Source organism: Streptomyces sp. NBC_01474, from assembly GCF_035918215.1.
GTDB classification, from domain to species: domain Bacteria; phylum Actinomycetota; class Actinomycetes; order Streptomycetales; family Streptomycetaceae; genus Streptomyces; species Streptomyces aureus.
Genome location: NZ_CP109449.1, coordinates 5,515,824 through 5,542,188, shown reverse-complemented (window position 1 = coordinate 5,542,188; position 26,365 = coordinate 5,515,824). Strand labels below are relative to the sequence as shown.

General features: G+C 68.7%; 25 protein-coding genes and 2 tRNA genes. 16 read left to right on the top strand and 11 right to left on the bottom strand.

What is annotated here, in order from left to right:
* Positions 1-153 precede the first annotated feature (153 nt).
* Positions 154-282, top strand: coding sequence for a DLW-39 family protein (locus OG758_RS25405; protein WP_003999697.1), 129 nt, complete (start codon positions 154-156; stop codon positions 280-282).
* Positions 283-498: 216 nt separating this feature from the next.
* Positions 499-1,938 carry a hypothetical protein gene (locus OG758_RS25400; protein ID WP_326712083.1) on the top strand — a complete coding sequence of 480 codons (1,440 nt, stop codon included), beginning with the start codon at positions 499-501 and terminating at the stop codon, positions 1,936-1,938.
* An 18-nt stretch (positions 1,939-1,956) separates the two neighbouring features.
* Here the strand turns inward: OG758_RS25400 and OG758_RS25395 are convergent, their stop codons facing one another.
* Together OG758_RS25395 and OG758_RS25390 are read right to left on the bottom strand one after the other, a co-directional pair.
* Positions 1,957-3,699: a serine/threonine-protein kinase gene (locus tag OG758_RS25395; protein ID WP_326712082.1), complete on the bottom strand. Its 1,743-nt coding sequence runs from the start codon at positions 3,697-3,699 to the stop codon at positions 1,957-1,959.
* Positions 3,700-3,818: 119 nt separating this feature from the next.
* Positions 3,819-4,367 (bottom strand): helix-turn-helix domain-containing protein, encoded by a 549-nt coding sequence (locus OG758_RS25390; RefSeq protein ID WP_100597242.1) that lies wholly within the window; start codon positions 4,365-4,367, stop codon positions 3,819-3,821.
* 182 nt (positions 4,368-4,549) lie between these two features.
* On the opposite strand from OG758_RS25390, the gene OG758_RS25385 reads away from it, so the two are divergent.
* A tRNA-Ala gene (locus tag OG758_RS25385) sits at positions 4,550-4,622 on the top strand.
* Positions 4,623-4,705: 83 nt separating this feature from the next.
* Here the strand turns inward: OG758_RS25385 and OG758_RS25380 are convergent.
* Positions 4,706-5,413, bottom strand: coding sequence for a DUF5324 family protein (locus OG758_RS25380; RefSeq protein WP_326712081.1), 708 nt, complete (start codon positions 5,411-5,413; stop codon positions 4,706-4,708).
* A gap of 313 nt (positions 5,414-5,726) precedes the next feature.
* Between OG758_RS25380 and OG758_RS25375 the strand changes: the two genes are divergently transcribed.
* Positions 5,727-6,254 carry a peptidylprolyl isomerase gene (locus OG758_RS25375; RefSeq protein ID WP_266562263.1) on the top strand — a complete coding sequence of 176 codons (528 nt, stop codon included), beginning with the start codon at positions 5,727-5,729 and terminating at the stop codon, positions 6,252-6,254.
* Positions 6,255-6,367: 113 nt separating this feature from the next.
* The gene (locus OG758_RS25370; protein WP_326712080.1) at positions 6,368-7,261 is read left to right on the top strand and encodes a rhomboid family intramembrane serine protease; all 894 of its coding nucleotides are present in this window, start codon (positions 6,368-6,370) and stop codon (positions 7,259-7,261) included.
* Positions 7,262-7,504: 243 nt separating this feature from the next.
* Here the strand turns inward: OG758_RS25370 and crgA are convergent, their stop codons facing one another.
* A complete protein-coding gene (crgA, locus tag OG758_RS25365) occupies positions 7,505-7,762 on the bottom strand; it encodes a cell division protein CrgA (RefSeq protein WP_116512061.1) in 258 nt (85 codons plus the stop codon).
* A gap of 141 nt (positions 7,763-7,903) precedes the next feature.
* Between crgA and OG758_RS25360 the strand changes: the two genes are divergently transcribed.
* The 6 genes from OG758_RS25360 to OG758_RS25335 are packed head-to-tail and all read left to right on the top strand — an operon-like array spanning position 7,904 to position 12,438.
* Positions 7,904-8,686 (top strand): DUF881 domain-containing protein, encoded by a 783-nt coding sequence (locus OG758_RS25360; protein ID WP_442810345.1) that lies wholly within the window; start codon positions 7,904-7,906, stop codon positions 8,684-8,686.
* Positions 8,687-8,702: 16 nt separating this feature from the next.
* The gene (locus OG758_RS25355; RefSeq protein ID WP_326712079.1) at positions 8,703-9,449 is read left to right on the top strand and encodes a class E sortase; all 747 of its coding nucleotides are present in this window, start codon (positions 8,703-8,705) and stop codon (positions 9,447-9,449) included.
* Positions 9,450-9,480: 31 nt separating this feature from the next.
* Positions 9,481-9,639 carry a hypothetical protein gene (locus tag OG758_RS25350; protein ID WP_127827559.1) on the top strand — a complete coding sequence of 53 codons (159 nt, stop codon included), beginning with the start codon at positions 9,481-9,483 and terminating at the stop codon, positions 9,637-9,639.
* Positions 9,639-10,289: an aminodeoxychorismate/anthranilate synthase component II gene (locus tag OG758_RS25345; protein ID WP_326712078.1), complete on the top strand. Its 651-nt coding sequence runs from the start codon at positions 9,639-9,641 to the stop codon at positions 10,287-10,289. The genes OG758_RS25350 and OG758_RS25345 overlap by 1 nt, the downstream gene beginning before the upstream one ends.
* A complete protein-coding gene (locus tag OG758_RS25340) occupies positions 10,286-11,653 on the top strand; it encodes a class E sortase (protein WP_326712077.1) in 1,368 nt (455 codons plus the stop codon). Before OG758_RS25345 ends, OG758_RS25340 begins: the two co-directional genes overlap by 4 nt.
* Before the next feature lie 56 nt (positions 11,654-11,709).
* Positions 11,710-12,438, top strand: a complete 729-nt coding sequence (locus OG758_RS25335) for a class E sortase (RefSeq protein ID WP_326712076.1) — start codon at positions 11,710-11,712, stop codon at positions 12,436-12,438.
* A 238-nt stretch (positions 12,439-12,676) separates the two neighbouring features.
* On the opposite strand, the gene pknB is transcribed toward OG758_RS25335, so the two are convergent.
* From pknB to OG758_RS25305, 6 genes are all read right to left on the bottom strand, one after another.
* Entirely contained in the window at positions 12,677-14,662 is a 1,986-nt protein-coding gene (gene pknB / locus OG758_RS25330; protein ID WP_326712075.1) for a Stk1 family PASTA domain-containing Ser/Thr kinase, read from the bottom strand.
* 171 nt (positions 14,663-14,833) lie between these two features.
* The gene (locus OG758_RS25325) at positions 14,834-16,297 is read right to left on the bottom strand and encodes a peptidoglycan D,D-transpeptidase FtsI family protein (RefSeq protein ID WP_326712074.1); all 1,464 of its coding nucleotides are present in this window, start codon (positions 16,295-16,297) and stop codon (positions 14,834-14,836) included.
* Positions 16,294-17,733, bottom strand: coding sequence for an FtsW/RodA/SpoVE family cell cycle protein (locus OG758_RS25320; protein ID WP_326712073.1), 1,440 nt, complete (start codon positions 17,731-17,733; stop codon positions 16,294-16,296). The genes OG758_RS25325 and OG758_RS25320 overlap by 4 nt, the downstream gene beginning before the upstream one ends.
* 26 nt (positions 17,734-17,759) lie before the next feature.
* Complete coding sequence (locus tag OG758_RS25315) at positions 17,760-19,346, bottom strand: Stp1/IreP family PP2C-type Ser/Thr phosphatase (protein ID WP_326716026.1); 1,587 nt, start codon at positions 19,344-19,346, stop codon at positions 17,760-17,762.
* An 87-nt stretch (positions 19,347-19,433) separates the two neighbouring features.
* Positions 19,434-19,964: an FHA domain-containing protein FhaB/FipA gene (locus tag OG758_RS25310; RefSeq protein ID WP_100597256.1), complete on the bottom strand. Its 531-nt coding sequence runs from the start codon at positions 19,962-19,964 to the stop codon at positions 19,434-19,436.
* A 10-nt stretch (positions 19,965-19,974) separates the two neighbouring features.
* The gene (locus OG758_RS25305; RefSeq protein WP_326712072.1) at positions 19,975-20,871 is read right to left on the bottom strand and encodes a DUF3662 and FHA domain-containing protein; all 897 of its coding nucleotides are present in this window, start codon (positions 20,869-20,871) and stop codon (positions 19,975-19,977) included.
* Between the two features lie 502 nt (positions 20,872-21,373).
* Between OG758_RS25305 and OG758_RS25300 the strand changes: the two genes are divergently transcribed.
* Positions 21,374-21,457 (top strand) — tRNA-Leu (locus tag OG758_RS25300).
* Between the two features lie 235 nt (positions 21,458-21,692).
* On the opposite strand, the gene OG758_RS25295 is transcribed toward OG758_RS25300, so the two are convergent.
* Complete coding sequence (locus OG758_RS25295; protein ID WP_326712071.1) at positions 21,693-22,352, bottom strand: FMN-dependent NADH-azoreductase; 660 nt, start codon at positions 22,350-22,352, stop codon at positions 21,693-21,695.
* A 121-nt stretch (positions 22,353-22,473) separates the two neighbouring features.
* Between OG758_RS25295 and OG758_RS25290 the strand changes: the two genes are divergently transcribed.
* From OG758_RS25290 to OG758_RS25275, 4 genes are all read left to right on the top strand, one after another.
* The gene (locus tag OG758_RS25290) at positions 22,474-22,851 is read left to right on the top strand and encodes a winged helix-turn-helix transcriptional regulator (RefSeq protein WP_326712070.1); all 378 of its coding nucleotides are present in this window, start codon (positions 22,474-22,476) and stop codon (positions 22,849-22,851) included.
* A 411-nt stretch (positions 22,852-23,262) separates the two neighbouring features.
* On the top strand, positions 23,263-24,615 hold the full coding sequence (locus tag OG758_RS25285) for a DUF2252 domain-containing protein (protein ID WP_326716025.1): 1,353 nt from the start codon (positions 23,263-23,265) through the stop codon (positions 24,613-24,615).
* A gap of 327 nt (positions 24,616-24,942) precedes the next feature.
* Entirely contained in the window at positions 24,943-25,809 is an 867-nt protein-coding gene (locus tag OG758_RS25280; RefSeq protein ID WP_326712069.1) for a hypothetical protein, read from the top strand.
* A gap of 226 nt (positions 25,810-26,035) precedes the next feature.
* Complete coding sequence (locus OG758_RS25275) at positions 26,036-26,365, top strand: rhodanese-like domain-containing protein (protein WP_116512043.1); 330 nt, start codon at positions 26,036-26,038, stop codon at positions 26,363-26,365.

The following is a 26,365-nucleotide window of genomic DNA, read 5'->3' as shown; positions in this document are numbered from 1 at the left end:
TTCTGCGAAGTGTGATCGGAGCTCCGTGATCCGGTTCGACTGGTCGTCGGGGTGCGGGAGTTGGGCCCGGGTGCAGGTCACTGATCGGTATCGGTCGGTGTGTATAGTCGGGCGCCAGAGGTCCCCTACGTCAAAGAAAGACGAGGTCGCGCGGTGAAGAAGCTTCTCCTGGTCGCACTGGCCGCCATCGGCGGGCTCCTCGTGTACCGCCAGATCCAGGCGGATCGCGCCGAGCAGGATCTGTGGACGGAGGCGACTGACTCCGTGCCCACGGGTTCGTGAGTATCGACGACAGTCTCTTCAAGGCCCCGATCGCATGAGCGGTCGGGGCTTTGTGCTGTCCGGGGTGGGGCTGGGTGTGAGGCCGCCCTGGGTCGTTTATTCGCTTGAGTAAATTATTTGCTTGCTTTGGCGAATGTCGGTGGGGTGCATGGGGCCCTGGCGGCAGGATGGTCGTCCGGCGATGAGGCGATGGCGGGGGCGACGAAGGGGCGCGTGATGAGTCGGCGCGTAGGGCGGCGCGTGGTGGGGCGCGGGCATGGGCGGCCGGTGCCGGCGCTCGGGGCTGCGATGTGTGCGGTGGCCGTGCCGGTCGTGGTGGTGGCGCTGCCCGGGATCGCGGCAGCGCAGGACTCGCCTCCGTACGTCTTCGCACAGGGGGCAAAGACAGTCCAGGGTGCGGTGACCAGCGCGGATGCGGCGGAACTCAAGGCCGGGGAGACGTATCGGAGCTCCATCGAGGCAGGGGTGAAGGGCACCGGGCTCGGTGGTGGGTCGGGCGCGATGGGAGGGGTCGGCACGCGTTATTACCGCGTCGACCTGGACGGCTCCTCCGGTACGTATGTCTCGGCGGTGGCGGTGCCGAAGGTCGGGGCGGACGTGAAGGTGGCGTTCAACGACAGCATTTCCGTGACCCTCCAGGATCAGCAGGGCAATCGCTGTGACTCCGAGGTGGCGGCGTTCCGCTCCGCCGAGTACCCGAGGCCGATAGCCGCCACCGCGGAGCGGGTCGTACGGGAGGGCGGCGGGCGCTGCCAGGATGCGGGCACGTATTACGTGGTCGTCGCGCGCAAGACTGCGCCGGATTCCACGCGGGAGCGCTGGGACCTGGAGTTGAGCGTCTCCTCGGAGCCCACGCTCAAGTCGCCGCCCGCCACCACCGGGCCCGGGGTCTGGTCGTCCGTTTCGCCGCGGCCGCCCGCCGGGATCCCTTCCGAACGACCGGGCGGCACAGGCTTCAACGACGCGCGGAGCCTGCGGCAAGGCGTGTGGAAGGACCGGATCCGCCCGGGACAGACGCTTTTCTACTGCGTACCGCTGGACTGGGGACAGCAGCTCTTCACCGAGGCCGAGCTGGGCACTTCGGCGGGGGACGCGCAGCGTAAGGGCTTCGTGCCCAGCGCACTGAATGTGACGCTGTACAACCCGGCGCGGACGCCGGTCACTTCGAAGGACGCCTCCTACGGAGGGGAGCCCTCCGTGGCGGCCCTGGACTCCCTGCCTCCGGTCGCCTACGAGAACCGCTATCTGTCGCGAGCGGACGAAGCGGGCGTGCGGTTCGCCGGCTGGTACTACCTCAAGGTCTCCCTCACGCCGGAGATGAAGGGGACCTTCGGGAACAAGGAGTCCGGGGTGACGCTCCGTCTGACGGTCCATGGGGAGGCGGCGTCCGCGCCCGCATATGTGCGGGATCCGGGTGCGTTCCAGGTCACGGACGCGGACCGGGGCGCCGCCGAGAACGGGTCCGCGCAGGGCGGTGGCTCATCGTTGCCCTCGGCGGGAGGTCAGGACGGCGGTCAGGCGGGGCAGGGCGGGTCCGTTCGGACGAACCGCATGACGGTCGTCGGGATCGCCGGGATCGGCACGGGGTCCGTGCTGGTGCTGGGGCTCGGCGTATGGACGTATGTCGCCCGCCGGCGGGCACCCGCTGGTTGGTAGGCGGGGCGTCAGGTTTTCTCAGGCCTGGGTCAGCGCCCAGATGCCCACCGCGAAACTGACCAAGGCAACGAACAGCACCGGGATCGCCACCTTCGCGGGCGGTCCCGGCCGCCGTTTCCGCACCCGCCGATGAGGGGTCGGGTTCGGGGCCGTTCCGCCGGGATTCGGGTGGCCGACGAGTTGAACCTGAACGCGCTGGGCGGTGTACGTAGAGATAGAGGCGGGCTGAGCGGGCGCCGGAGCAGGGCCTGGAGCGGCGTAGGAGCGCTGCGTGGCGGGGGTCGTGGCCGGGGTGTGAGGGGAGTGCTCGTGGGCGTGCGAGCGAGTCGGTGGGGCTGGTGGTGGTGCTTGTGGTGTCGTGAGGTGGGGGCGTGGATGGGCGGTGTACTCGGGAGCGTCGGGAGCGCTGGTGGGGGTGATCGGCCGCGGCTCGGGTGCGGTTTGCGCGAGTGGTTGTGCGGGGGGCTGCGCGGGAGGGGGCGGCGGCAGGTGGAAGCTGCCGGTCTCGGACATGCTGGTGCCGGACAGTCCGGCACCCGACGGGGCGGTCCCGGGCATGACGGTTCCGGACTGGGTGGTCCCGGACGGGGTGGTTCCGGGCGTGATGCTGCTGCCGCGCATGCCGGTCTGCGACGTGGTGGATGCCGGCCCCGGGGGCGCGGGGGTGGGCCTTGGGGCGGACGGTTCTGCCGGTGCGACGTCCGGCATCGCCGGTGCATACAACGGCGGTGGGGGTGGCGCCGGTGTCGGGGGCTCCGTGGGGAGCGCCGGCAGGGCCTCTCCTGGCGCGGGCGCGGGCTTCAGAGTCGTGGACCGGCCGGTCGTGCCGTGGTTCCGGTTCCGGTCGTGCACGAGGCCGAGGGCGACCGCCCGGGAGGTCGTGGTCGGGCCGTTCCGGGCGAACCCCGGTGGGAGCGAGCCGAGTTGGTCGAAAACCTCGACCAGTTCGTCGTCGGGTCCGGGCTCGGGAAGGAGTTCGGAGGCCGCCAGGAGGGCCTTGCGCGCGCCTGTCGCGGTACGGAAGCGCGCTTCGGGATCAGGCTGCAGCAGACCGGCCACGACGGTCCACAGCGGGCCGGGAATGCCCTGGGGCGCGCCAGGGGTGCCGTGGTCGGTGAAGTGCTCGATCAGTGCCCTGGAGTCCGGCCGGGCGCCCTGGAGCAGATACAGGGCGACGAGACCGACGGCGAACAGGTCTGCCGGGAAGTCCGGCTCACCGCCCATCGCCTGTTCTGGGGCGAAGTAGCCGGGCGTTCCCACCACATAGTCGGTCTCGGTGAGCCGGGGCTCGCCCTTGCGCATCGCGATGCCGAAGTCCGAGAGGCGCAGATGAGGCCGGGCGGTCCCGGTCGCCTCCAGAAGGATGTTGGCGGGCTTGATGTCGCGGTGTACGACCCCCTCCGCGTGCACCGCGGTGAGGCCAGCCAGGAGCTGATCCAGGAGGAGGCACACGAACGACGGTGGCAGGGGCCCGTAGTCACCGATCAGATGCGCCAGCGAGCCACCCGCGACGAGGTCCATGGTGAACAGGACCTTGTCGTCGTCCGCCGCCCAGCTGGCCGGGGCGAGGACGTGGGGGTGGTCGATCCGCAGTGCCTGTTCGCGCACGAAGCGGAGCAGGGTGTGAGCATCGCTCTGCAACAGGACCTTGGCGGCCACATATCTGCGGCGCCGGTGGTCCCAGGCGCGCCATACGGCGCCTGTTCCCCCGCGACCGATCGGGTCGGCCAGTTCGTAGCGTCCGGCGAAGACCTCACCCATCGTGGTGCGTCGCTCCCCCCTCGGCCGTCACGACGCGTCCGGCCTCTCGGATGGTCCCGCGGCCCAGGACCGGCCGCGGGACTCGCGGCCGGCCCGATGTCGCTACCGTTCGGCCGGGATCAGCTCTGGTGCGCCTGATAGTGGGTTACGGCGTCGGAGGTGCGCCCGGCGCCGTAGACCCGGAGGAACTCTGCCAGTTCCGGGTGGCTCGGGGCGAGGGTGTCCGCCGCATCGATGATGTCCCCGGCCGCGGAGACGGAGCGCAGCAGCGACTGGATCTCGCGGACCACGCGCTTCACCGTGGGTGCGCCCGAACTGGTTGTTGTCTGCGCGGTGTTGGTGAGCACCGAGCCCCCCTGTGACTTCTTGATCTCGTCCATACGCTCGGTGGCCTCGGCGGCGCTGACGCTTCCGTCGGCGACCTGGCCCGCCAGGTCCTGGAGCAGCTGGACACGCTGGACGACGGCTGGATTGCCTATCTTCGCGCGCTGACCGCTCATCAGCTGCGACAGCATGGGCGCGGACAGACCGAGTACCCCTGCGAGCCTGGCCTGATTGAGGCCCAGATCATCGATGAGGCGACGGAAGAGCGCCCCCAGCGGCTCTCCGTACCAGTTTCGCTGGAGCTCCCGGGCTCTTGCGGTAGCTTCCTGCTGTGCGGCGTCCATTGCGTCTCCCCATCGCTTCCCCAAATACGGCGGTTCGCTGCCGCGAACCACGTGGGGCATCTTACGGAGAGTGGTCGTGGACCGGGACCCCCAATCCTTTTGCGAGATCCGGGGGGTGACCCGGTACTCTGGTCTGCGATGCGCACCGGATCGCACTTCTTCCGGGTCGACGTATCGTTTTCGGGGCCTTAGCTCAGTTGGTAGAGCGCTGCCTTTGCAAGGCAGATGTCAGGAGTTCGAATCTCCTAGGCTCCACAGGTTCCATGTGAAACACGTGAACGCCGTAGGGCGGGAGACCACTGGTCTCCCGCCCTACGGCGTTACTGCTCGGTCGAGGCTCAGCCGCGGTCGTCGCGGTCGGCGGAGTCCGCCTCCGCTTCGGCCTGCTTGGCCCGGACCTCGGGGTCGAGGGCATTCTGGCCGCTGCCGTCCTCCGACGACAGGGACGTGGTGTCCGGGACCTCGGTCGCGGCCGGCGGTTCCACCAGCCAGTCCGGGTTGGCCTGCTTGTCCCACCACTTCCAGGCGGCATAGGCGCCCCCGGCGACGATGCCGACGACGAGCAAGGCCTTGGCGACACGTCCGGCCCGGGCCCGCCGTTCGTGCTTGCGGGCGAGCTTCTTGATCTCCTTCGGCGACACCTGTCCACGCAGGGCGGCGAGCGCCGCGAGACTGCGGGCGGTCGCCTCCTCGCGGACGGGCTGGGCGGCGGCGACGGCCTGCTCGATCCGCGGCCTGGCATAGACGGCGGCCTGGCGGGCGGCCTTCCGGGTGCGGACGGCTGCCTCCTGCGCGGCCTGGTCGACCTTCGGTGGCACGTGGGCGCGGGCCTGTTCAAGATGCGGCGCGAGGTACGTGTCGTACTGGTCGCGGGTTTGTTGCGCAGCCTGCGACATCACGGGCGCGAGTCGTACGCGCGCTTCCTGCGCATACAGTGCGGCCCGGTCCTTGGCCGTCTCGGCGTAGGGCGCCACCACTTCCGCGGCGTGCAGCACGCTGTCCTTCGCCGAGCCGGTGGCGGCGCGCACGCTGTCGATGCGGGTCACGGGATCCTCCTCCTCGGTGGCGTACAGGTTTTCACCTTTCCACCCTTTTTCGGATCATGCCTGCCGGGCGGCAGTGGGGCATGCGAGGGCGAGCATTCGGGGTACAAGCCGCCTTTGTACGTACCGAGGTACTCCAGGCGATAGCTGATCAATACGGTGCAAGGGGGGCTTGCGGACGACAATGCCACGGATCGCCGTACGACGCGCCTCCTCGGTGGCGACTCGGCCGGAAATTCTGCGGCTGCCGCCGGGCGACGGGTCCGCGGGGGCGTGCGAGGATCGGATCGTCACAGAAGGCAACGGAAGGCAGATCGTGGCTGAGCAGCTCTACGCCACCCTGAAGACCAACCAAGGCGACATCGAAGTCCGGCTGCTGCCGAACCACGCGCCCAAGACGGTCAAGAACTTCGTCGAGCTCGCTCGGGGCGAGCGGGAGTGGACCAACCCGGAGACGGGCGAGAAGTCCACTGACAAGCTCTACGACGGCACGGTCTTCCACCGCGTGATCAGCGGTTTCATGATCCAGGGCGGTGACCCGCTGGGGAACGGCACGGGTGGCCCCGGCTATCAGTTCGGGGACGAGTTCCACCCCGACCTGGCCTTCGACAAGCCGTACCTGCTGGCCATGGCGAACGCCGGCCCGGGCACCAACGGCTCCCAGTTCTTCATCACGGTGTCGCCGACAGCCTGGCTGACCCGTAAGCACACGATTTTCGGCGAGGTCGTCGACGAGGCCAGCCAGAAGGTCGTGGACACCATCGCGACCGCGCAGACCAACCCGCGCACGGACCGTCCGGTCAACGACGTGGTCATCGAGTCGGTCGTCGTCGAGACCCGCTGACGCGAACCGGGCCGACGCGAACCGGGCCGACGGGAACCAATCCGCCCCGCTCATCCGTAAGGATGGGCGGGGTCATGTGTTGATCGCGCGCGTTTCGTACGAGGGGATTTCCGATGGAACAGGTGCCGGGCAGTCCGCAGGGCCCCCAGGACGCGCAGGGTCCGCCCCACTGCTACCGGCACCCCGACCGCGAGACCGGGATCCGCTGCGCCCGCTGTGACAAGCCCATCTGCCCGGACTGCATGGTCAGCGCCTCGGTGGGCTTCCAGTGCCCGGACTGTGTGCGGGGCGGTTCCGGTACGGGGCACGGTCCGGCGGCCAGCCGGCCGAGGACCATCACGGGCGGCACGATCGCGGCCGACCCGCGCCTGGTCACGAAGATCCTGATCGGGATCAACGTGGCGGTGTTCATCGCGGTCCATGTGTGGGACCGGCTGCTCTCCGACTTCGTTCTGATCGGGGCGTGGCCTCCCGCGCCCTACGTCCCGAACCAGGGCGTGGCCGGCGGCGAGTGGTATCGCCTGGTGACGTCGATGTTCACGCACCAGGAGGTGTGGCACATCGCGTTCAACATGCTGGGCCTGTGGTGGCTCGGGGGCCCGCTGGAATCGGCGCTCGGCAGGGCCCGCTACATCGCGCTGTACATGGTCTCGGGGCTGGCCGGCAGTGCGCTGACCTACGCGATCGCGGGGCCGAGCGAACAGTCCCTCGGTGCGTCCGGGGCCGTCTTCGGACTCTTGGGCGCGACCGCGGTGCTGGTGCGGCGCCTCAACTACGACATGCGCCCCGTCATCGGCCTGCTTGCGCTGAACCTGCTCTTCACGTTCACGTGGGGAAACATCGCCTGGCAGGCCCACGTCGGCGGTCTCGTCGCCGGTGTGGTCGTCGGGTACGCGATGGTCCACGCCCCCAGGGAGCGCCGCTCGCTGGTGCAGTACGGGACCTGTGCGCTCGTCCTCGCCGTGGTGGTCGTCACTGTGCTTGTGAGGACGTCCCAGCTCACTTGAGCTCGGTCTGTGGCCCACGTTGTCCACAGACGGTGCCGGATCCTGTGCACTCGGTGGGGAACAGGTGTGCCCCTCGTCGCTGACCTGGGTTTCCCCAGCCAGGACAAGGGGCGAACATGTGGGCGAGCCGCGATGCGTCAGTCACACCGGCGTCAACGCCCGGTGGGTTATCCACAGATCTTCCGACCTTTTCCCCACTGTGGAAACAGCTGTGGATAACTCAGTGGATAGCTAGGGGCAGAGCTACTTCCACTGCGTGGAAACGCCGAACCCGGCGGCGATGAAGCCGAAGCCCACGACGATGTTCCAGTTGCCGAGCGCGTCCAGCGGCAGGGTGCCGTTGGTCACGTAGAAGACGACGATCCAGGCAAGCCCGATCAGGAACATCGCGAGCATCACCGGGGCTACCCAGCCTCGGTTGGTCAGCTTTATATTCGCCGCCTGCTTCGACGCCGGCGGCGGCGTGTAGTCGGCCTTCTTGCGGATACGTGACTTCGGCACGAGGGGCTCTCCTGTCGATGCGCTGCGTGGCCGCGCAGGGAACGTGGGCTGGCTCCGGGCAGCGTACAAGGGGAATCTGGGCGCTCCCCCGGGCGTCCGTTAGCGTAGTGCTTCCGCGGCGCTGAAGGAGATAAGGGTACGTTGAGCAATTCTGCCGACTCCCAGGGTGAGCCCCCCGGCGGGGGCCGCCCCCGTGCGCGCCTGCGACCGGTGCGAATTCTGACGGTGGCCGTGTTCGCCCTGGCCGGGCTGATCTTCGTCACCAGCTTCAACACCGCCAAGGGCACCAACATCCGCACGGACGCCTCGATGCTGAAGCTCTCCGATCTCATCCAGGAGCGCAGCCACAAGAACGGCCAGCTCGAGGAGTCCAACGGCGCGATCCGTGACGACGTCGACGCCCTCACCGAGCACGGCGGCGCCGGCACCAAGGCCGAGGACGCCAAGCTGTCCGCCCTGGAGAAGGCGTCCGGCACCAAGAAACTGCGCGGGCAGGCCGTCTCGGTCACGCTCGCGGACGCCCCGCCGAACGCCACCGCCAAGCTCCCCGGCTACCCCGAACCCCAGCCGAACGACCTCGTCATCCACCAGCAGGACCTCCAGGCCGTCGTGAACGCCTTGTGGAACGGCGGCGCGCAGGGAATCAAGGTCATGGACCAGCGGCTCATCGCCACCAGTGCCGTGCGCTGCGTCGGCAACACCCTGATCCTCCAGGGCCGCGTCTACTCGCCCCCGTACAAGATCACCGCGGTCGGGGACCCGGAGAAGCTGAAGCAGGCCCTCGCCGCCTCACCCCAGATCCAGAACTACATGCTCTACGTCAACGCCTATGGGCTCGGCTGGAAAGTCGAGGACGACGGGGCGGTGACTCTTCCCGGTTACTCGGGCACAGTGGATCTCCACTACGCGAAGCCCGTGGAGTAGCCGCCTGGGGGAGCCTGTGTCGGTCCGAGTGGTCGTCAGGACATTCAGTGAACTGTGCATCACGGTCGGCGCCCTGATCGTCCTGTTCGTCGCCTACGTGCTGTTCTGGACCGGCGTGAAGGCCGACAGCGCCATGGACCACCAGATCGACACCCTCCAGAACCAGTGGTCCAAGGGATCGGTGGCGGTCGAACAGCCCCGCCCGGGCCCGTCGCCGAGCCAGAGCCAGAGCGACAACCAGAGCCCCTCCCAGGACCAGGAACAGGGCCAACCCCATACCCCGGCCCCCTACAAGGACGGCAAGCCGTTCGCCGTCATGTACATCCCCCGGCTCGGTTTCACGTGGAACAAACCGGTGCTCCAGGGGACGGGCGTGGACATCCTCAAGAAGGGCCTCGGCCATTACGCGGGCACGGCGCAGCTCGGGCAGAAGGGGAACTTCTCCGTCGCCGGCCACCGCCGCACCTACGGCGACCCGTTCAAGGACTTCCCGAAGCTGCGCCCCGGTGACGCGGTCGTCCTCACCGACGGCACCACCTGGTTCACGTACCGCATCGACACCAAGCCCTACAAGACGCTGCCCAGCGATGTCGCCGTCATCGACCCGGTGCCGCGCAAGTCCGGATACAAGGAGCCGGGGCGCTATCTGACGCTGACGACGTGCGAGCCGGAGTGGGGTCACAGCCACCGGCTGATCGTCTGGGCGCACCTTGATGCCACCCAGCCCGCGGAGGCCGGGAAACCGGAGGCCCTGCGCCGTTAGTCTGTTGCCGTACGGCGACGGAAGGGACGGCATGTACGGCTGGATCTGGCGGCATCTGCCGGGAAACACGTGGATCAGAGCACTGATCTCGCTACTGCTCGTCCTCGTGGTGGTCTACGTACTGTTCCAGTACGTCTTCCCGTGGGCCGAGCCCCTGCTGCCCTTCAACGATGTGACGGTGAACAACTAGTGGGCGAGCGCAGCCGCAGCCGCATTCTCGTGGTCGACAACTACGACAGCTTCGTCTTCAACCTCGTCCAGTACCTGTACCAGCTGGGCGCAGAGTGCGAAGTGCTGCGCAACGACGAGGTCGAGACGCGGCACGCGCAGGACGGCTTCGACGGCGTACTGCTGTCCCCGGGCCCGGGTACCCCTGAACAGGCCGGTGTCTGCGTCGAGATGGTGCGCCACTGTGCGGCGACCGAGGTGCCCGTCTTCGGCGTCTGCCTCGGCATGCAGTCCATGCAGGTCGCGTACGGCGGCGTCGTGGACCGTGCCCCCGAGCTGCTGCACGGCAAGACGTCCCTGGTGCGGCACGAGGGCAAGGGCGTCTTCGCGGGGCTGCCGGACCCGTTCACGGCGACCCGCTACCACTCGCTCGCCGCCGAACCGGACACGGTCCCCGGCGAGCTCGAGGTCACGGCGCGCACCGAGGACGGCATCATCATGGGCCTGCGCCACCGTGAACTGCCCGTCGAGGGTGTGCAGTTCCATCCCGAGTCCGTCCTCACGGAACATGGTCACCTGATGCTGGCCAACTGGCTGGCCGCCTGCGGCGACAAGACCGCGGTGGCACGATCGGCCGGGCTCGCCCCGGTCGTGGGCAGGGCCTCGGCGTGACCGCCCTGCGCCCCGAGCGCGAGGGAGCCTCGTACGAGCAGGAACCGTACGAGGCTGCCGGTGCGTTCGAGGCGGCCGTTCAGAGTCTCGACGACCCACTGAACGATCCACTGCCCGGGCAGCACCCCTCGCCCTGGTTCCGCGCCACGGACGAGTCCGAGGAGCCCCAGCCGTACCCTCAACCCCAGCCCCACGCTCAACAGCCGCTCCAGGCCCAGCCGTCGCCCCAGCCGGAGCAGGAGTGGTACGACCCGCAGGGCTACGCGCAGGACTGGTACGGCGGCGAACAGCAGACCCCACAGGCCCCGTCGACGGCACAGCCGCAGGTACAGCAGGCGCCGCAGCCCGCGTACGTGCCGCCCGTCAGCGAGTACGAGGCGAGACCGCCGCAGCCCGTCCCGTACGACGAGACGGTAGCCCTGCGCACCGCGGACACCCGGCGAATAGTCGAAACCGGCACAGACGCAGACGCGTATTCAGACGTAGACACCGACACCGACACCGCCTCCGAGTCCGACTCCGGCATGCCTGGGCGCTCCGCCGCCGCGCCCGTGGTGACCGGTGGCCGGGCCGCGCGCAGGAAGGCCGCCAAGCACGGCGGCAGGCGCTCGGCGGCGGCCGCGCAGACCCCGGAGCCCGCCTCCCCGCCGCGCAGCCGCCTGGAGGCGCGCAGGGCCGCGAGGGCGAGCAGGCCCAGTACCGGCGAGGTCGCCAGCCGGGCGATCGGCGAAACGTTCATCACCATCGGCGTGCTGATGCTGCTCTTCGTCACCTACCAGCTGTGGTGGTCGAACATCCGGGCCCACCAGCAGGCGGGCAGCGCGGCGCACCACCTTCAGGACGACTGGGCGAACGGCAAGCGCGAGCCTGACAAGTTCGCGCCCGGCCAGGGCTTCGCGATCATGCACATCCCGAAACTGGACGTCGTCGTGCCGATCGCCGAGGGCATCAGCAAGACGAAGGTCCTCGACCGCGGCATGGTCGGCCACTACGGCAAGGACAGCATCGAGACGGCGATGCCGAGCGCCAAGACCGGCAACTTCGCGGTCGCGGGGCACCGCAACACGCACGGGGAGCCGTTCCGCTACATCAACCGCCTTCAGCCGGGCGATCCGATCGTCGTCGAGACGCAGGACACGTACTACGTGTACAAGATGACGAGCATCCTTCCGCAGACCCCGCCGAGCAACACCACCGTCCTCAATCCGGTCCCGCAGGGATCCGGGTTCACGGCTCCGGGCCGGTACATCACGCTGACCACGTGCACGCCGGAATTCACCAGTACGTATCGAATGATCGTCTGGGGCAAGATGGTCGAGGAACGGCCGCGCAGCAAGGGGAAGCCGGACGCGCTCGTGCAGTAGCGAGGCAAGCAGCAAGGCACAGGTTCAGGTTCAGGGACAGGGACGGGGCACAAGCAGTGGCAGCGACGACCGACCACGACGAGCGGGCCGGCGAGGCGCCGCCCGCGCCACGACGCGGCCGTGGCCGCATCGCCGGCGCCGTCAGTCTCTTCGGTGAACTCCTCATCACGGCGGGCCTGGTCCTCGGCCTGTTCGTCGCCTACTCGTTGTGGTGGACGAACGTGGTCGCGGACCGCGCCGCGCACAAGCAGGGCGACCAGGTGCGCGACCAGTGGGCCGACCATGGCCCCGGCGCGCTCGACACCAAGAACGGCATCGGCTTCCTGCACGTGCCGTCGATGAAGAACGGTGAGGTGCTCGTCGAGAAGGGCACCTCGTCGAAGATCCTCAACGATGGTGTCGCCGGCTACTACACCGACCCGGTCAAGTCCGCGCTGCCGACAGCCGCGAAGGGCAACTTCACGCTCGCCGCGCACCGGGACGGGCACGGGGCGAAGTTCCACAACATCGACAAGATCAAGAAGGGCGACCCGATCGTCTTCGAGTCGAAGGACAAGTGGTACGTCTACAAGGTGTACGACATCCTCCCCGAGACGTCGAAGTACAACGTGAAGGTCCTCGCCCCGGTCCCCAAGGAGTCGGGCGTGAAGAAGCCCGGCCGCTACATCACGCTGACGACGTGCACGCCCGTCTACACGTCCATGTACCGCTATGTGGTGTGGGGCGAGCTGGAGCGGATCGACAAGGTCGACAGCGAGCGGACGCCGCCGGCGGAGCTGCGCTGACGGCGCCACCGGCACCGGTAAGCGACCCGCACGCAAGCCCCCTCGCACCTGAGCGCCCCCGTGCGTAAGCACCTCCGCATGTAAGAACCTCCGCATGTAAGAACCTCCGCATGTAAGAACCTCCGCACGTAAGAACCTCCGCACGTAAGAACCTCCGAGTCACCACCCGAAGAGCCCGCATGAAAGAACCCCGGCACCGCGTCTGCGATGCCGGGGTTCATTCATGACGGGCGGGCGCCTACTGGCCGGTGACGCCTCCGAAGATCCCGCCACCGTTGTTCCCGCCGCCGTTCTGGCCGGGCGGGGTGGTGAGCAGGGTGACCGTGTCGCCCTTGTTCACCGGCGAGTTGGGGCCGGGCTGGCTGGTCACGACCGTGGCGTTCGGGTCGTTGGACGAGCCGGGCGACAGAGCCGGGACGAGACCGAGGTCCGTCAGCTGCTTCTGTACGTCCTTCAGCTTCTTGCCGGCGATGTCACCGGGCACCGTGATCTGCTGGGCCGCCTTGGCGACCTTCAGGGCGACCGTGGAACCGGGCTCGGCCTGGCTGTTGGCGGTGAGGCTCTGCGAGAACACCTTGCCGGGATCGACCGACGCGTTCTCCTCCTCGGTGCAGGTGCCCTTCAGGTCGTTGTCTGCCAGCTGCGCCTTCGCCTCGTCGCACGTCTTGTTGGAGACGTCCGGCACGGTGGAGAGCTTCTTCTCCTTGGCGACAGTCAGGGTAATGGTGCTCCCCTTCTGCTTCTCGGTGCCGCCTGACGGGTCCTGGCTGATGACGACATCGGGAGTCTGGCTCGACTCCTTGGTCTCCTTCACCACCTCGAAGCCCTTGTCGTTGAGCTGCGACTCGGCCTCGGTGAAGTCCAGGCCCCTGACGTCGGGCACCGCGACCTTCGGCGCACCGGTCGACACCGTCACCGTGATGGTGTCGCCCTTCTTGACGTCGGTCCCCGCGGCCGGGCTCTGCGTGCAGATCTGGCCCTTGGGGAACTTGTCGCAGGGCTCCTTCTTCGAGGCGTCCAGCTTGAGGTGCGTGTTGTCGGCGGCGAGCTTGGCATCGGGGACCGTCTTGCCGACGAATTTGGGCGCCGCGAACGGAGCGTTGTTTCCGCTCCCGTCGGTGAACCACTTGCCGATCAGGATCGCGCCGACCAGGACGAGGATGCCGGCGAGGACGAGCAGGATCGTCGACGTGCGGCTCTTGCCCTGGCTCTGGCGGCGCCGGTCGGGGCGGTCGTCGTAGCCGTAGCCGCCGTCGTCCGGATTGACCGGCGGCAGCATCGACGTCTGACCGCCTCCGTTCTGCGGGTGCAGCATCGCGGTCTGCTGGTCGTCCGGGTGGCCGCCGTAGCCGACGGCGCCCATCGCCGCGGTCGCCCCGACCGGCTGCCCGTCGAGGCACGCCTCGATGTCGGCGCGCATCTCGTCCGCGGACTGGTAGCGGTAGTCCGGGTCCTTGGTGAGGGCCTTGAGGACGATGGCGTCCATCTCGGGGGTGATCTCGGAGTCGAAGACGCTCGGCGGCTGCGGCTCCTCTCGCACGTGCTGGTACGCGACCGCGACCGGGGAGTCGCCCACGAAGGGCGGCCGCACGGTCAGCAGCTCGTAGAGGAGACAGCCCGTCGAATAAAGGTCGGACCGCGCGTCGACCTGCTCGCCCTTGGCCTGCTCCGGGGAGAGGTACTGGGCGGTGCCGATCACGGCCGACGTCTGCGTCATCGTCATGCCGGAGTCGCCCATGGCGCGGGCGATGCCGAAGTCCATCACCTTGACCTGGCCGGTCCGCGTCAGCATGACGTTGGCCGGCTTGATGTCACGGTGGACGATGCCCGCGCGGTGCGAGTACTCGAGTGCCTGGAGGATGCCGATCGTCATCTCCATGGCACGCTCGGGCAGCAGCTTGCGCCCGGAGTGCAGCAGCTCACGCAGCGTGGATCCGTCGACGTACTCCATCACGATGTACGGGATGGAGGTCCCGTCGATGTAGTCCTCACCGGTGTCGTACACGGCGACGATCGCGGGATGGTTGAGCGAGGCGGCCGACTGGGCCTCCCGGCGGAACCGGGCCTGGAATGACGGGTCGCGCGCGAGGTCGGCGCGAAGCGTCTTCACCGCCACGGTGCGACCGAGCCGGGTGTCATGGGCGAGATAGACCTCCGCCATGCCACCACGGCCGAGCACCTGGCCCAGCTCGTACCGGCCGCCGAGGCGACGCGGCTCTTCCATGGTTACCTACCAGCCCTCTCCGTCGGTCCCGACCGTCACCCGTACGGGGTCGGGCGGTGTGCTGTCCGGGCATACCGTACCCGGCCTGTCGTGCCTGACCTGCCCGAGACCGTCACCCGATACAGGACCGGTATCGCAACGTGCACCGTTGTGAAGAAGACGTGATCGGGGTCACTTCTTCGCGAGCACCGCTTCCATCACGCTCTTGGCGATCGGGGCGGCCAGACCGCCACCGGAGATGTCGTCACGGTTCGCGCTGCCGTCCTCGACGACCACGGCCACGGCGACCGGCGAGCTGCCGTCCTTGGCCTTCGCGTACGAGAGGAACCAGGCGTACGGCTTCTCACTGTTGTTGAGGCCGTGCTGGGCGGTACCCGTCTTGCCGCCGACCGTGTAGCCGGGGATCTGCGCGTTCGTACCGGTGCCCTCGCTGACGACCGTCTCCATCATCGACTGGAGGATCTGGGCGTTCTTCTCCGACAGCGGCCGGCTCATTTCCTTCGGCGTGTGCTGCTCGATCGTGTCGAGGCTCGGCGCCTGCAGCTCGTTGACCATGTACGGCTCCATGAGCTTGCCGTCATTGGCGACGGCGGAGGCCACCATGGCCATCTGCAGCGGAGTCGCCGCGGTGTTGTACTGACCGATCGAGGACAGCGCCGTCTGCGACTTGTTCATGTTGTTGGAGAACACGGACGCGTTGGAACGGACCGGCGTGAACTGCTGCTTGTTGAAGCCGAACTTCTCCGCCGTCTCCAGCATCTTGTCGTTGCCCAGGTCGGCGCCGATCTTGCCGAAGACGGTGTTGCAGGAGTAGCGCAGGGCGACCCGCAGCGTCGCGTCCTTACAAGGGATGTTGCCCTCGTTCTTCAGCGGCGTCGTCGTGCCGGGCATCGTCCACGGCAGAGGCGTGTCCGTCTTCGCGTCCGGATCTGTGTAGAGGTTGTGCTCCAGCGCGGCCGCCGCGGTCACGATCTTGAAGGTCGAGCCGGGCGGGTACGTCTCGCGCAGGGCGCGGTTCGTGAGCGGCTTGTCCTTGTTCTTGTCGAGCTTGCTGAAGGTGTTGCCGTCCTTCTGCAGGATCCCGGCGAACGACGACGGGTCGTACGAAGGTGTCGACGCCATCGCGAGGATCGCACCCGTCCTCGGGTCGATCGCGACGGCGGCACCCTTGCCACGGCTCTTGAGACCGTCGTACGCGGCCTTCTGCGCGGCGGCGTTGAGGGTGGTGACGACGTTGCCACCCTCCTTCTTCTTGCCGGTGATCATGTCCATGGTGCGGCGGAAGAACAGCCGGTCGTCGTTGCCGGTGAGGATGCCGTCCTCGATGGACTCGATCTGGGTCGCGCCGACCAGCTGCGAGGCGTACCCGGTGACGGGCGACCACATGGGCCCGTCCTTCCAGGTCCGCTTGTACTTGAGGTCGGTGCCGTCCGTCGCCACGGAGCCCGTGATCGACTTGCCGTCGACGATGATGTCGCCGCGCGGCTGCGCGTACCGCTCGATGGCGACGCGCGGGTTCTGCTTGTCGGACTGCAGCTTGTCGGCCTGGGCGTACTGGAGCCAGTTGTCGCGGATCAGCAGGGCGAGGACGAGGAGCCCGCAGAAGATCGCGATCCGGCGCAGGGGCTTGTTCACGGTCGGACCACCTGGGTCATCTCGGCGTCGGGGCTGGGGGCGGGGGCCGGCGCCGGGCGGCGCGCGGTATCGCTGATACGGATCAGGATGCCGATCAGCGCCCAGTTCGCGATCACGGAGGAACCGCCGTACGCGAGGAACGGCATGGTCATACCGGTCAGTGGGATGAGACCCATGACACCACCGGCGACGACGAACACCTGGATCGCGAACGCGCCGGACAGACCGGCCGCGAGCAGCTTGCCGAACGGGTCACGGGCCGCGAGCGCCGTACGCAGACCGCGCTCGGCGATCAGCCCGTACATCAGCAGGATCGCCATGATGCCCGCGAGGCCGAGCTCCTCGCCGAACGTGGCGAGGACGAAGTCGGAGTTCGCGGCGAACTTGATCAGGTCGGAGTGGCCCTGGCCGAGGCCCGTGCCGAGCACACCACCGGAGCCGAACGCCCACAGGGCCTGCATCGCCTGCTCGGAGTGACCGCCGACGCCCTGCCTGCTCAGCAGGTACTCGTGCATCGGGTCGAGCCACGCCTGGACACGGCTCTGCACGTGCGGCTCGAACGAGGCGACACCGACCGCGCCGACCGCCGACATCAGCAGACCGAACACGATCCAGCTGGTGCGCTCCGTGGCGACGTACAGCATCACGACGAACATGCCGAAGAACAGCAGCGACGTACCGAGGTCCGTCTCGAAGACCAGGATCAGGATCGACATCACCCAGACGACGATGATCGGTCCGAGGTCACGGCCACGCGGCAGGTACAGGCCCATGAAACGGCGGCTGGCCAGCGCCAGCGCGTCCCGCTTCACCATCAGATAGCCCGCGAAGAACACCGCGATGACGATCTTCGCGAACTCACCGGGCTGGATGGAGAACCCGCCGATGCTGATCCAGATCTTCGCGCCGAACACGTTCATACCGAGACCCGGCACGAGCGGCAGCAGCAGCAGGATCAGCGAGCCCACCATCGAGATGTACGTGTAGCGCTGCAGGATGCGGTGGTCCTTGAGCAGCATGAGTACGCCCACGAACAGGGCGATGCCGATCGCGGAGTACATCAGCTGGTTCGGCGCGTCCGGGCTGAACGACCCGTACTGCGACTTGGCCAGCTGCTGCAGGCGCTCCGACTGGTCCAGGCGCCAGATGATGACCAGACCCATGCCGTTGAGCAGGGTCGCGATCGGCAGGAGCAGCGGATCGGCGTACGGCGCGAACCGGCGTACGACGATGTGCGCGACGCCCGCGAGCAGGCCGAGGCCCAGGCCGTAGCCCAGGAGCCCGGCGGGCAGCGAGCCGTCGATCGCCAAGCCCACGTTCGCGTACGCGAAAACGGGGATGACGACGGCGAACGCGAGGAGCGCGAGCTCGGTGTTGCGCCGGCTCGGCGCACCGATCGCGCCGATGGTCGACGTGTGTGTAGTGCTACTGCTCATGGCGTGCAAAGGCCCCCAACGGCTGCTTACTGCTTACCGCACAGCGGGACCAGCTTCTGCTCATCCTCCGAGAGGCTGGGGCCAGGTGTGGGCGTCGGTGCGGTCTTGGACTTGGCCGTTCCGGACGGCGTGGGTGTCGGACTCGGCGCTGTCTTCGCCGAGGCGCGTGACGTGGTGAAAGACGTCTTGGTGGCGCCTGTGGTGCCACCCGCCTCGCCCTCGCCGGTCTTCGCGTTCTGCTCGTTCTCCGCCTGGCGGCGCTCGGCGTCCTTCCTGCAGGCCGAGGCCTGCAGCGACAGCTCGCCGATCTTGTCCTTGGCGTCACCGAAGCTGCCCTCGGTGATCGTCGCCTCGACCTGCTTGCGCTGGTACGGCGGCAGGTACTTGAGTTCGATCTCGGGGTGGTCCGTCTCGACCTTCGACAGATTCACCCACGCCAGGTCCTGGCTGATGCCGCGGTACAGCGCGACATGCGACTCGTTCGAACCGACGTAGTACTGCGTCTGCGTCCAGCGGTAGCCGCCGTACAGGCCACCGCCCACGACGGCCAGCGCCAGGACGATGAAGAAGGATCTCTTGAGCCACTTACGGCCGCGCCGCGGCTTGACGAAGTCGTCGTCCCCGTACGAGCCGAAGCTTCCCTCGGGAGCGTAACCGGTCGGGTCACCGCTGCCGGGCGGGCCGAACTCGCCGCCGCCCTGCCCGGGCACCTGCCTTCCCGAACCGCGGCCGAGCTCCGACGCACGGCCCGCGGGGGTCTGCATCGCACCGCCGTCGTGCAGTTGGTGCTGCTGGTTCTCGGCGACCGCGCCCACGATGACCGGAGCGTCGGACAGCTGACCGGCGAGCGTGTCACCGCTGTCGATGTCCAGGACGTCCGCCACGATCACCGTGATGTTGTCCGGGCCACCGCCGCGCAGCGCCAGCTGGATCAGGTCCTGCACGGTCTCCTGCGGGCCCTGGTAGCTGGCGAGGGTCTCCTCCATCGTCTGGTGGGAGACCACGCCGGACAGGCCGTCGGAGCAGATCAAGTACCGGTCGCCGGCCCGCACCTCACGGATGGAGAGGTCGGGCTCGACGTGATCACCACTGCCCAGCGCGCGCATGAGGAGGGACCTCTGCGGGTGAGTGGTGGCTTCCTCTTCCGTGATGCGGCCCTCGTCGACGAGGCGCTGCACCCAGGTGTGGTCCTGTGTGATCTGCGTCAGCACACCGTCGCGCAGCAGATACGCGCGCGAGTCGCCGACATGCACGAGGCCGAGGCGCTGACCCGTCCACAGCAGAGCGGTCAGGGTCGTCCCCATGCCTTCCAGCTGGGGGTCCTCCTCGACCATCATCCGCAGCTGGTCGTTGGCCCGCTGCACGGCCGTGCCGAGCGACGTGAGGATGTCGGAGCCGGGAACGTCGTCGTCGAGCGCGACGATCGTCGAGATCACCTCCGACGAGGCGACCTCACCGGCGGCCTGACCCCCCATGCCGTCGGCGATCGCGAGGAGGCGCGGACCGGCGTAGCCCGAGTCCTCGTTCCCCTCGCGGATCATGCCTTTGTGCGATCCGGCGGCGAAGCGCAGTGACAGACTCATGCGCACCTCGCCCGTCGGCTCCGGGTACATCCGCACGGTGCCCACCCTCCGGTCGGGAGCGCGCTCAGGTCTTGGGTGACCGCGTCGGCTCGCTCGCTCCGCTCGCTCATTGTCGTACTACTTCCGCAGCTCGATGACGGTCTTGCCGATGCGGATCGGCGCGCCCAGCGGAATCGGTTGCGGGGTGGTCAGCCGGGCCCGGTCGAGATAGGTGCCGTTGGTGGACCCGAGGTCCTCCACGATCCACTGTCCGTCCCGGTCCGGGTAGATCCTGGCATGCTTGCTCGACGCGTAGTCGTCATCGAGGACGATCGTCGAATCGTGCGCACGGCCCAGCGTGATGGTCTGGCCCTGCAGCGCCACCGTGGTGCCCGTGAGGGTGCCCTCGGAGACGACGAGTTTCGTGGGGGCGCCGCGGCGCTGCCGCCCGCCGCCTCCACCGCTGTTCTGCTGCTGGGCGCGCTGCTGCGGCGGCGCGGCCTGGCGGGCCGCCGCCTGCTGCTGGCGCCCGCTGTCACGACGCGACCCGCGCTGGGTGACGCGCGTGCCGAACAGGTCGCTGCGGATGACCTGGACGGCCACGATCACGAACAGCCATAGAACGGCCAGGAAACCCAACCGCATGACCGTCAGGGTCAGCTCTGACATTGCCCCCGCTTCACCCTTCGGCTTGCCGGTAAATGATGGTGGTACTGCCCACGACGATCCGCGAGCCGTCGCGGAGCGTAGCGCGGGTGGTGTGCTGCCCGTCCACCACGATGCCGTTGGTGGACCCGAGATCCTGGATCGTCGAGGGCGTTCCGGTCCGAATCTCACAGTGCCGGCGAGAGACGCCGGGGTCGTCGATCCGCACATCGGCTTCGGTGCTGCGGCCGAGGACCAGCGTGGGGCGCGAGATCTGATGGCGTGTGCCATTGATCTCGATCCAGTGACGCACTTGAGCGCCGGGCAGCGGTCCTGCCTGGTTACGCGGCCGAGCTCCCGCCGGTGCCTGCCCGGGGCGGCCCGGAGGCGGCCCCGCGGGCATCGGCGGCGCGCTCGCCGGCGGCTGGCCGTACCCCCCGGCAGCATTTGCCGCCGGCGGATAGCCGTAGCCTCCGCCCGCCGCCGGGGGCGCCGAAGCGGGACCCCGGCCGGGCTGCGGCGGCTGCTGGGAGGGCTGGGACTGCTGCTGGCTGGAGCTCGACGCGAGCGTGCGGCTGCGTACCCGGTACAGACCCGTGTCCAGGTCGTCCGCCTTCTCCAGGTGGACCTTGATCGGTCCCATGAAGGTGTAGCGCTGCTGCTTCGCGTAGTCGCGCACCATGCCGGACAGCTCATCGCCGAGCTGCCCCGAGTAGGGGCTGAGGCGCTCGAAGTCCGGCGCGCTCAGCTCCACGATGAAGTCGTTGGGGACGACGGTCCGCTCGCGGTTCCAGATCGTCGCGTTGTTGTCGCACTCGCGCTGGAGGGCGCCGGCGATCTCGACGGGCTGGACCTCGGACTTGAACACCTTGGCGAAGGTGCCGTTGACCAGACCCTCGAGACGCTGCTCGAACTTCTTCAGGACTCCCATGGGGCACCTCCTCCTTCGTTTTCGTCCTGGTACTGCTTACTGATCGTATCCACGCACCGGGAAATCGGCTGGTTCCCCCTGTCAGCCCGGTCGATGAGTGTCGACCCTCACAGCTGGATCGTAGAGGGGGTCCCTGGACAGTGTCCCGCACGCGGCGGGGGAGCCGGGAGGGGACGGGGAAGGTGGGGGTGCGGGGCTTGGGGGCGGAGGCGGGATCGGAGGTGTGGACGGGGTCGCCGGTCGGGTTGCGGAGTGGGGGCGCTGTGGGGTGGCGTGGATCCCCTTCAGAGGGCTTCGGACGGCCGGCGGAGTACCGGCGGACCGCTGTCGGAGTGCTCAGGACTGCTGGCGGACCGCATCGGATGCGAGGTCAGCGGGGGTGGGCCTGCCCAGCAGGTGCCCACGAAAACGGATGTGAATCCACCCTCTGCAGCGTGCTAATCTTCTGGATGTCGGAAGGCGCTCACCCCGAAAGGGCGAGGGACCGGAAGGCACACCCAATGCGCGGGTGGCGGAATAGGCAGACGCGCTGGATTCAGGTTCCAGTGCCCGAAAGGGCGTGGGGGTTCAACTCCCCCCTCGCGCACAAGTCGGAAGCCCCGCAGATCTCAGATCTGCGGGGCTTCCGCGTTTTTTCCGGACGTGAGTGGTCCTGTGCGGGTCCTGGCTCGGGCGGGTGCGGGTCTCGGCTCCGGCGGGTTCGGCCGGTTCGGCCGTGAGGACAATCACAGTGATTGGTGAAGGGTCCCCCAGCGTCGTACGGGACGGGGGGACCCTCGGGACAGCGGTGCTTCCGTGAGCGTCGGTGACGGCGCGGAGCGTCAGGCGGCGTCGGCGGAGAAGCGTGCGGCGAGCTCCTTGGCCCGGGCGTCCGCGTCCTCCAGGGCCTTGGTGCGAGACGCCTCGGCGAGCGGGATGAGCTCGCTCATCGCCGGAGTCGTGTGCGCCAGGGTCAGCTCGGGAACGATGAAGTCCACGTCCAGGCCCAGCATCGTGCCGAGAAGGTCACGCAGGTAGTTCTGCACGTACTCGAAGGGCTCGCGCGGGGTGCCCGGCGCGTACGAGCCGCCACGGCTGGCGACGACCGTGACCGGCGTCCCCTTCGCGGACGGCGTCTCGCCGGCGGTGCGCCCCATGAGGATCACCTGGTCCAGCCAGGCCTTCAGGGTCGACGGAATCGAGAAGTTGTACATAGGGGCGCCGATCAGCACCGCGTCCGCCTGCTCCACTTCCTCGATGAGCTTCAGACGCTCGGCGAAGGCCGCGGCCTGCTCGGGGCTGTGGGTGGCGGGGTCGGCGAAACCGGCGGAGGCGCCGACCGCGTCCAGGTGCGGGACCGGGTTCACGGCCAGATCGCGGTAGATCACGGTGCCGTCGGGGTGCTGCTCCTCCCAGGTCTTGCGGAAGGCGTCGGCGACGGTGCGGGAAGCGGAGGCCGAGCCGGGCCAGACGGACGAGTCGACGTGCAGAAGGGTGGGCATTGGGGCCTCCAAAGATGCGGGTGGTCGTCCGCGTAGGTAGGTGCAGTTCTGTTCGGAGCTACTGTATGAACAGTAACTTACTTTTATTTAGTCCCCTACGAGAGGGCAGTACTCTGAAGACATGGCGGGCAACGGGGAACACGAGAGCGGTGCCGCATGCGAGGCGGGGATCCACAACCCCGAAGCGTGCAAGCGGGTCGACAGCGGCATCACCCGCGTCTTCGGGCTGCTCGGCAAGCGCTGGACGGGACTCGTCGTCTCCGTCCTCCTCCAGCACCCCGTCCACTTCGCCGACCTGCGCCGAGCCATCCCCGGCATCAGCGAGCGCATGCTCTCGGACCGCCTCACCGAACTCGGCGTCGCCGGCCTCGTCGTACGCGAGGTCGACGAAGGACCCCCGCTCCGCGTCGCCTACCGCCTGACAGAAGCAGGCGCCGCCCTCGAACCGGCACTGAAGGAACTCGGGCTCTGGGCCGAGGCGCATCTGCCTGAGGGGTAGCGGGGGCTGCGCGAGGGGAGAACCCGACCGCGCCCGTACGTCCCGATCGCGCCCTTACGTTCCGACACCGCCCCGCATGCCCCGACGCCGTGGCGGCGGTCGAGGGCTCGGGTTCGGCGCTCGGGTTCCGTCCTGCGGTTCCGCGCTCGGGTTGGGGCTTCAGGTTGGGCCCTGCGGTTCCGCGCTCGGGGTCGGTGCTCCTGTCTCCGCACTCCGATTCCGCACTCCGGTTTCCACAATCGCGGGGTTATCCACAGGCTCTGACGGGTTCCGGCCGACGGCGGTACGGTCGTTGCCAGTTGATGTTCAGAGACGGGGGAGGCGGTCCGAGTGACCGAGCTCGACACGGCGGTGCCGGTACAGCGTGAGGAACCGGCGGCTCGACGACTGCGGGCCGTCGAGGGGTTCGCGATGCGACCCTCCTCCGGATCACCCAAGCAGGAGGGCAAGGCCCTGCGCGACCGCGTACCGCGCTCCGCCCACGCGGCCCTCACCCTGCACCCCGCACGCCCCGACGCCGTCGCCGCGGTCGAGGAGTCCAACCTCGGCCGTATCGAAGAGCTCACACCCATACGGGTCGGCAGGATGGCGGCGACCCCGTTCGCGTTTCTGCGCGGATCCGCCGGCCTCATGGCCCACGACCTCGCACAGACCCCCGTCACCGGCATCGGCGCCCAGATCTGCGGAGACGCCCACGCGGCGAACTTCGGCCTGTACGCCGACGCCCGCGGCGGCCTCGTCATCGACCTCAACGACTTCGACGAAACGGTGCACGGCCCCTGGGAATGGGACGTGAAGCGACTCGCCACCTCACTCGTCCTCGCGGGTCGCGAAGCCGGAGCCGACGAGGACACCTGCCGGGAAGCCGCGCACTACGCGGTGGGCGCGTACCGCCGCACGATGCGCCTGCTGGCCAGACTGCCCGCCCTCGACGCGTGGAACGCCATCGCCGACGAGGAACTCGTCTCCCACACCGACGCCCACGACCTCGTCGGCACGCTGGAACGCGTATCCGAGAAGGCCCGCAACAACACCAGCGGAAGATTCGCCGCCAGGTCCACCGAGCTGGCCGAGGACGGCACCCGACGCTTCGTCGACGCACCACCCGTGCTGCGCCGCGTACCCGACGGGGAGGCGTCCGAGGTCGCGGCATCCCTCGGCGACTACCTGCAGACACTCTCCGAAGACCGCCTCCCCCTGCTCGGCCGCTACGTGATCCAGGACGTCGCCTTCCGCGTCGTCGGCACCGGGAGCGTGGGCACGAGGTCGTACGTGGTGCTGCTCCTCGACCACCGGGGAGAGGCACTCGTGCTCCAGGTGAAGGAAGCCCGCCCCTCCGCGCTGCTGCCGCACCTGCCCGCAGTCGGCTTCGATACACCGACGCCCGTCCATGAGGGGCGGCGCGTGGTCCTCGGACAGAAGCGGATGCAGGTCGTCAGCGACATCCTGCTCGGCTGGACGACCGTGGCCGGACGACCCTTCCAGGTAAGGCAGTTCAGAAACCGCAAGGGAAGTGTCGACCCCGCGGCTCTCGCCGCCGATCAGATGGACGACTACGGCCGCATGACGGGCGCGCTCCTCGCCCGCGCCCACGCACACAGCGCCGACCCCCGACTGATCGCCGGCTACTGCGGCAAGAACGAGGAACTGGACGAGGCCATCGCCCAGTTCGCGGTCACCTACGCGGACCGCACGGAACAGGACCACGCATCCCTGGTCAGGGCTGTGCGGGAGGGGCGGGTGGGAGCTGAGGTGGGGGTTTGAGGGGGTTGGCTTGAGGGGTGAGGGGGTGAGAGGGGTGGGGGATCGGGTTTGAGTTTGGGGTCGCGGTCGCGTACCGCTAGTCGCGGGGTCGTGGGGCGCGGATCAGGGTGGCCTGGCGGGTGCGGGGTGCGGGGTGCGGGGTGCGGGGTGCGGGGTGCGGGGTGCGGGTCGGGCTGGGCTGGAGGGCCCGAGGTGTGGGGTGGGGCTGGGCTGAATTGAGCTGATATGGGGTGGGGTGGGAGGGGGCAGGGGGAGGGGATCCCCCCCCAGAACCCTTGAAATCAGGCGTCGAGCAGGGCATCCCGGCCCGTGCCCTAGGCTGGACGGGTGACGACCCCGGAAGCCGAGTCGACCCCGTCCGAGGCCCCTGCCGCTGAGCCGCAGGGGCAGCCTGTTGCTGAGGGGCGGCCCGAGGCGCGGCTTGAGCGGGCTGTGCTCGCCGCCGAGCAGGCTCTGATCGAGTACGAGATCGCGGTGGAGACGTTCCGGGTCGAGGTGGAGAACTTCTCTCGGCTGCACCACCAGAAACTCGGACCCATGTATACGCGCCTGGACGAGCTCGAGGCGCAGATCGCCGAGGCGGTCGCCGCGCGGAGCGGGGATCCGGAGGACCTGCGTAAGGCGGACGAGGCCAGGGCGCGCGTGATGCCGATGCCCGCGGTCGAGGAGCTGTTCGATCAGTGGATGGACGGCGACGGTCTCTCGCCGGAGGCGTCCGCCATGCTCACCGATCAGCCCGTTCGGCCGCCGCAGCGTGTGCGGCCGAGCGACGAGGCCCGCAAGCTCTACCGGGAACTCGTCCGCAAGGCGCACCCGGATCTGGCGCAGGAAGAGAAGGACCGGGCGCGGCGCGAAGAGTTCATCGTGCGGGTCAACGCGGCCTACGGCCGGGGCGACGAGGCGTTGCTGAAGGAGCTGTCCGACGAGTGGGCCGCGGGGCCTGTGCCCGAGGCGCGCAAGCCCAGCCCGAGCGAGGAGCTGTACGAGCGGCTCGAGTGGCTGGCGCAGCGCAAGGAGCTGCTGACGGCCGTTGCTCAGGAGCTGGAGGAGAGCGCGATCGGCGCGATGCTGCGGATGGCGCCGGACGACCCCGACCGGCTGCTCGAGGAGATCGCGGAGCAGCTGCTCGCGCAGGTCGCCGAGCGAGAGGCTGAGCTGGAGCGGCTGATGCGCGAGCAGGCGGCCGACAGCTGAGCCGGTGGTCGAGCAGGCTGTTGGTAGTTGAGCTGCTTGGCGAGCATCCTGCTTGAGCTGGGTAGCTGGGCTGGCCGATCGGTGGCTGAGCCGAGGCCCCAGCGCCAGCGCCGCTCCCACCCTGCGTCGCTGACGGGCGTCCGCGCGGCTGACCGCCCTAGTGCCTGGCGAGTCAGGGTCCCGGATGGGGTCGGGTAGCGTCGGGGGTATGCATTTCGGATCTGGTGTGCCCACGGTTGAGGTCGGCGAGCTCGTGGACGGGGACTTTCTCCTCGATGTCCGTGAGGACGATGAGTGGCAGGCGGGTCACGCCGAGGGTGCGTTGCACATTCCAATCAGTGAGTTCGTGGCGCGTTACGGCGAGCTGACCGAGGCGGCTCCCCAGGACGGTCGGGTCAACGTGATCTGCCGGTCCGGCGGCCGTTCCGCGCAGGTGACGATGTATCTCGTGCAGCAGGGCATCGACGCGGTGAACGTGGACGGTGGCATGCAGGTGTGGGCCGCCGCCGGACGGCCTGTCGTGGACGACAAGGGCCAGTCGGGCTTCGTGCTCTGA